Source organism: Saccharopolyspora sp. NPDC002376, assembly GCF_053593195.1.
This window is the reverse complement of the sequence record NZ_JBSFBZ010000117.1, coordinates 1-6124: the sequence shown is the minus strand read 5'-3', so window position 1 is coordinate 6124 and position 6124 is coordinate 1. Positions and strand designations below refer to the sequence as shown.

Genomic DNA, 6124 nt, shown 5'->3' with positions numbered 1-6124 from the left:
GGCAAACTCACCCCGGTCGAGTTTGAGACCATCTACACCGCCGCACACGCGGCCTGACACCAGTCAACCCCGAGTGACAACCGAACTCTGGGCAGACCCGGATGCGCAATCGTTTGAGAACACGGCGGATCGTCGAGGCACCCACTCGATAGCCGAGCTTGAGCAGTTCACCTTGGATCCTCTTGTATCCCCAGGTATGGTTTTCGTTGGCCATGCGCTCGATCAACACGGCGATGGCGTCATCGACGGGCGGGCGCCCGGTGCGGTTCGGGTACGTCCACTTCCTGGTCACCAGGCGACGATGCCAACGCAGGACCGTGCCTGGGATGATCAACCGGTGCGCCCGCAGCGCCTTCGGCAGCAACCGGATCAGCGCGGCGAAGACCGCCCGGTCGGCCCAGTTCATCCGGGGTTTCGGGTTGGTTCTGCGCAATACGGCCCCCTCGTGACGCAGCACCAGGATTTCAACGTCTTTGTACGCCGACGAACGGCCGAGCAGCAACAGCCAGCACAATCCGCACCAAGATCAGATACAGCAGGCGTAGTGACATGGCTCGCGATCACGCCCTGTTGCAGAGCGTGCCGTAACCGCAGTTCGGGGGACACGGGCCAGCTTTTGGAACCCCGCACGGTCGAACCCACCGACACTGCTGCCGAATTCATCGCGGCGGCCGAGGCTGCGCAGGCCGAGCGCGTGGACGGGCTCCCCAGGGCGCTTCGGGTACGGGATCAGCCGTGCGCTTGGTGTAGCAAGTCCTTGCACGGAATTGCACAGAATATCTTGGTTTTCCGACGGTAGGCCTGGAGTCTGATGGATATCGACGGCTCTTATTCGCGCGCTGTCAACGTGGGTGCTCGCGATACGGGCCAAAGGCGCGATCGGGTTAGCCCAACCAGGCGCACGAGGAGCTGTAAAGCTTCGGATGGGTCCCGCGCCGCCAGATCTTCGGCTACGATCACGGCACGTACGTGTAGTGCTTGTTCCGGTAGCAGGACCGCCTTGCGCGCCGGCGCAACTTGAGTGCCTACAACGCGAAACCGGGGAATCGACAACCATGCGTGGAGCTCCCGACATCAGCCTGCGCGCCTACTTGGAGAGGCACGGTGCGCTAGCACCGGAGCACGCCGCGCTGCTAGTGGTGCGTCTAGCAGATCGCCTGGTGGTCCTCCATTCACAAGGCAAATCGTGTTTTCCACTCCCAGCTGACACGATTCTAGTAGGCGCGCAAGATAGTCCTCTGGATCCTCATAGCGCCGTACTTCTGCCATCCCACACCACGCTGGCCGGCAGGCCGCCCGCTGACGAGATCCAGGCGTTGGGGTTCGTGCTCGCCGAACTGATCGGCTTCCGTTCGTCTGTCAATGGTCCCACCCAGCCGCCGTCGGTACCGGACGAACTTTGGTCATTGGTAGGTCAATGTATTGCGGACAATCCCGTTGCCTGCAAAGACGCTGCCCACATCGCGGGTCAACTTCGGTACTGCGCGCGGGATCTCATGCTTGGCACGGTTTCCTCGCCGCCACAAGATGACTTGTCTGGACAATCAGTCCCGCCGGGTCCAGGAGCAGCCTGGTCAAGCGTTCCGGCATATGTCCCCGGTCCGGAATCAGTAACACCGGTCCCAAGCCTTGCCCCACGGCGCAAGCACCAGGCCACACTTCTCGCCGCTGCTACGGCAGCCGCGGTCATCCTCGCCATCGTCGGTGTAGCCGTCACCAGGCCAAGCTTCCTCACCGCGCAATCACCGCCGCAGGTTCCGCTGGCGACCAGCTTGCCCAACGCGGAGAGCGTGCCGCCACTTGCTCCGCGCGAGACAACGCAAAAAGCGAAACAACCCGCCATGCCCCCCCCCGGCACGTCCGATGCCGCCGCCAGAAACGCAAGATCCACCCGAATCACCAGTGGCGCGGCCGCAGGAAACGATCAACGCGCCACCGCAGGCTCCACCACCGCCGGCCGCGAGTGCCAGTCGGGACATCCGCACCAACTACGCGTTTGCCCGCGGATCCGTCTCCTGGAACGAACAACTGCTACAGCCGATGGTCAGATCGAGGACACCGCGCAGCACGAATCAACATCTTGGCTGCGGAGTCAACGACAAAGGTACCTGGCAGATCCGCTACGCCCAGCCCGATCCCTTCATCAGTGCCGGAAATGGCGAGCGAAAAACGTTCCATTTCTCTATCGGGGGTCCCGTCAAGGATGTTCAATGGGGCCTTTGCTCAAGCCGAAATAATGAAACCACCTGCACAGGGTGGAAATAGAGGGGAGGTGCTGGATGTCGGGAGATCCCTTGGGGGCGATGAAGATCGGGCCGGCTTCGATGTCAGCAACGGAAGCACTATCCACGGGCCGCCGTGTGGGCGCTTGGATAGTTGACTTCATGGTTGTCGTTGTGGTAGGCGTTGTGCTCGCCATCGTTACGTACCAACGTCTCGTTGGTCTCTTTTCGAGCGTACCCGGCCTGGTCTACGACAGTGTGTGGGCCATGGTCGCCGGGCAGGGCGACCTCACTGACACAAGCGCGCGCTTCGGCCGGTCTGTCTGGCGTTCGGCCGTCCTTTACGTGCAGGAGGCGTTCTTCGCGCTCGTCTTAATCACCTTTGCTTATCAGTTTGCCGGACTGGCGGTGCTCAAAGGCCGCACAGTCGGAAACGTGCTTTTCGACGTTCGTGTCCTACCGATCAAGCGGAGTGCGCTCGGCTTTCGCAAGGCCGCGATTCGCGCCTTCATGATGACGCTTACTGACATCGGACTCTTCGCCACCGCCTGCTGTCTGCTGGTACAGGGCTGGGTCGTTTTCGCTGTGATGTGCTGACTGCTCGCCGTAGCGGCGTTCTGGACCGACGCCCTTCTAGCCCTGGTCGGGAAGCGCCGATCACTGAGGGATTTCGCGGCGGGCACAGTGCTGACGAATGGCCACGCATACCGTACGGGGGCGGATTTCGCCAAGCGCGGGGGAAAGATTGTCCGTGAGCAGGCTCGACAGGCCTTCAACGACGAGCGTGTCCAGAAGGCTATCCAGTCCCCCGCAGCACAACAGATCACCAATGAGGTCCATCGTAGGGCGGGCAAGGGACGCGACGCGTTCGGCCGCGCCCGCCAGGCGTACCGTCGCCGTCGCTCTGGAGCCTCGCCGCCCATGCCGCCGTCTCCGGCGCCTCCCCAGTCGAGTTTTCAGCAGCCGCCTAACCAGTCCTCGGCGTATCAGCAACAGGATTACCAGCAACCAGGGGCGCAGTCGTCGCCTCCACAATTCGGTCCGGCTCCTCAACAGCCCCCACCCGCGTCACGAGACGAGTGATTGCCGCTTTACTGATGAAATCACGGTCGGCGCGAGTGGTTCGTGGGACGATCGACACATGAGCGGCGACCGGGCACAGAGGCGGTCCACTCGTCGGCTGGTGTACGCGGCGGTCGTTCTGCTGGCGGTCACCTTCTTCTTGTGGCTGCTCGTGCTACTGGGGACGCGCACCGAATACCTGGCGATGCTGACCACGTTGCTGGGCGCCGTTTCCGCTGCGGTGCAGATATTCAACAACATGTCGCAACGTGGGACATCGACCACCGCGAGCGCCGGACAGATCGGTGCGCAGCTGCGCGGCTGCGTCAAAGATGAGATCGAGCGGCTGCAGAACACGCTTCGGGTACGCCGCCAAGTGCTGCGGGTCAGTTGGCGCACGGTGAGCTCGACGGTGGGTGCGGTTCCGCCGGACGGCGATCTGGATGATCTCGTCGAGGCGTTCTGCCGATTGCCCGCTCAGCGGCGGCGTTTACTGATTGTCGGCGCACCGGCCGCTGGGAAGACCGTGTACGCGGCGCGTTTCGCGTTGGCATTGCTCAATGACCACGCCGCGGCGGACATGATTCCGGTGGTGCTGCGCTTGGCGCTCTGGCAGCCTGGCCTCGGCCAGGACCTGGGGCGATGGATCCACGACCGGGTCAAGGAGGACTACGCCGGGGCGATTTCAATGTCCGACGAAGAAAACAGTCGCATTCTGCCGATCCTGGACGGAGTCGACGAAGTCGGCCCGCGCGCCCTGCCTGCGGCGCTGGACGAACTGGAACGTACCCTGGGCACCCGAGCGCCGCTGGTGGTGGTGTGCCGCAACGACAGCTATCAGGCCGCTATGGAAGCTGGCGGAGCCGAGTTCGGTGGATCTTGGGTGATCGAACTGCGCCCACTGGACCGGGACGAGATCGTTCGCTACCTGGCGGGTGCCGACGACGCCGACCGGTCGTGGTGGCAGCCGGTCGTCACCGAGCTGGAGACCCGCCCCACATCAGCGGTTTCGGTGGTGCTGCGCAATCCGTTCAACGCGTGGTTGTTGAGGCGGTTGTTCCCGAAGGGAGCCTCCCCTGTCACGGAACAGCTGGTTCGCGATGGTTCGCAACTGCAGCGCCGATTACTCGACGAGTTCGTCCCTGCTGCCGTGGGCGCGGAAGTGGAGGCGCGCCCCGAGCGTTTCATCCGTTTCCCGGTACGCGCGGCGTTGCGGTGGTTGCGTTTTCTGGCCCGGCATCTGGTTCGACACGGCAAAGAGGACTTCGCCTGGTGGGAGATCCGGCGGGCGATCCCGTTCTTACTCCCGGAAACCGCAGTCGCGGTCCTGGCCGGAGCCGGTTATGGAGCGCTGCTGCTCTCGGTGGGCCAACCTGCGGTCGGCATCGGTGTCGGCGCGTTCTTCGGGGTGCTGTTCGGTTTTGCGTTCTGTTCCGCATACCTGATGGTCTGGCACCGCGGTGATCAGCAACAACGCCGTGGTGGCGGCGGATTCAGGGAAACGGCGGACCTGAAAACCCGGCTACGCCGACTCGTCCAAGGTGGGTACACAGTCGCGCTGACCTGGTTCCTGGCGCTCGCGCTGGTCGCGGTGTTCGGTGACCTTCACGCACTGTGGACCGGGCTCGGACCAGAGATTTTCGTCGCGGCGAGCTTGGGAGCGGTCGTTTCCCTGATCGTCGGCGAGGCGATCGGGGGCATTGCCGCTTACCTGCTGCGCATGATGACCTCGTACATCGTGCTGGCCACAGTGCGCGCCCCCACGCCGCAGGATGCCCTCGCCCGTGATCGCCGATCCACTGCGGTGTGCTACTTGATGTTCGCGGTCGCGCTCGGCATCGGCACCGGCGGCTCGATCGCGATCGTATCCACGGACGTGGCTTTCCTAGCGCTCACCTCGATCGGCGGTGGCCTGGTCGGCGGCGTGACCGCAGTCATGATGTTCTTCGCTTGGCCGCCGTACCAGATCAGGCACGCGTGGCTGGCGTGCCAACGGCGACTTCCGTGGCGCCTGATGCGGTTCCTCGAAGTGTCCAGACAAGCAGGCGTGTTGCGTCAATCCGGTGCGCACTACCAGTTCCGGCACCGAATCCTGCTGGACCGAGTGGGCACCGAAGACCAGTCGAAACCGACATGACTGCAGCGCATCGGGCGAGTCGCAGCCAGCGCTATGCTGCCGAATTCGTTTCACCGCGAACTGACACGTCGGTCGAGTGGTAGAGGTCGATGACGCAGGCACCATACAAAGGTCTGGTGTGGATCACTATTGCTCCGCGCCCGATCGTTCCCGGGTGGCGTTGCTGGTAGGCGAGTGTGGACAGTCTCCTGTGGAGCTCGAATATTGGATTTTGGGTCGATCTGGGCGGCTGTCTCACCTGGAAGGATGCCACCGTGCCCAAGCCCTACCCTCAGGAGTTCCGTGACGACGTGGTCGCGGTCGCCCGTCGGGGCGATGCTCCGTTGAAGCAGATCGCCAAGGATTTCGGGATCTCCGAGTCCTGTCTGGCCAACTGGCTCAAAGCCGCGGACTTCGAAGACGGCAAGCGTGCCGGCGTGACGCGGGAGGAGTCCGCCGAGCTGCGGGAGCTGCGCAAGCGCAACCGGTTGCTGGAGCAGGAGAACGAGGTCCTGCGTAAGGCCGCCGCGTACTTGTCGCAGGGCAATCTGCCGGGAAAATAGTGTTCCCGCTCGTCCGTGAGCTGGCCGCGGCCGGCGCCCCGATCAGGGTGCCGGTCGCGGTGACGTTGCACTTGCCGATAATCTCATCCGCCCTGGTGAGACGCGGCGGACACGGCGTAGGGGTAGGTCGACCGTAGTCGCTCGAACGGACGCTTTCGCCG

General features: G+C 63.7%; 4 protein-coding genes. 3 read left to right on the top strand and 1 reads right to left on the bottom strand.

What is annotated here, in order from left to right; genetic code table 11:
* Window positions 1-7 precede the first annotated feature (7 nt).
* Window positions 8-502 (bottom strand): IS3 family transposase, encoded by a 495-nt coding sequence (locus ACWCO2_RS36545; protein WP_450132384.1) that lies wholly within the window; start codon window positions 500-502, stop codon window positions 8-10.
* 1801 nt (window positions 503-2303) lie between these two features.
* Between ACWCO2_RS36545 and ACWCO2_RS36540 the strand changes: the two genes are divergently transcribed.
* The 3 genes from ACWCO2_RS36540 to ACWCO2_RS36530 all read left to right on the top strand — a co-directional run bounded on the left by ACWCO2_RS36540 (window position 2304) and on the right by ACWCO2_RS36530 (window position 5963).
* Entirely contained in the window at window positions 2304-2819 is a 516-nt protein-coding gene (locus ACWCO2_RS36540) for an RDD family protein (protein WP_450132383.1), read from the top strand.
* A 154-nt stretch (window positions 2820-2973) separates the two neighbouring features.
* Window positions 2974-5421, top strand: coding sequence for an NACHT domain-containing protein (locus ACWCO2_RS36535; protein WP_450132382.1), 2448 nt, complete (start codon window positions 2974-2976; stop codon window positions 5419-5421).
* A 254-nt stretch (window positions 5422-5675) separates the two neighbouring features.
* Window positions 5676-5963, top strand: coding sequence for a transposase (locus ACWCO2_RS36530; RefSeq protein ID WP_450132381.1), 288 nt, complete (start codon window positions 5676-5678; stop codon window positions 5961-5963).
* The last annotated feature ends 161 nt before the right edge of the window (window positions 5964-6124 follow it).

Coding starts and splice junctions, on each gene's coding strand:
- ACWCO2_RS36540 (WP_450132383.1), top strand. CDS start 2,304: ATGAAGATCGGGCCGGCTTCGATGTCAGCAACGGAAGCACTATCCACG.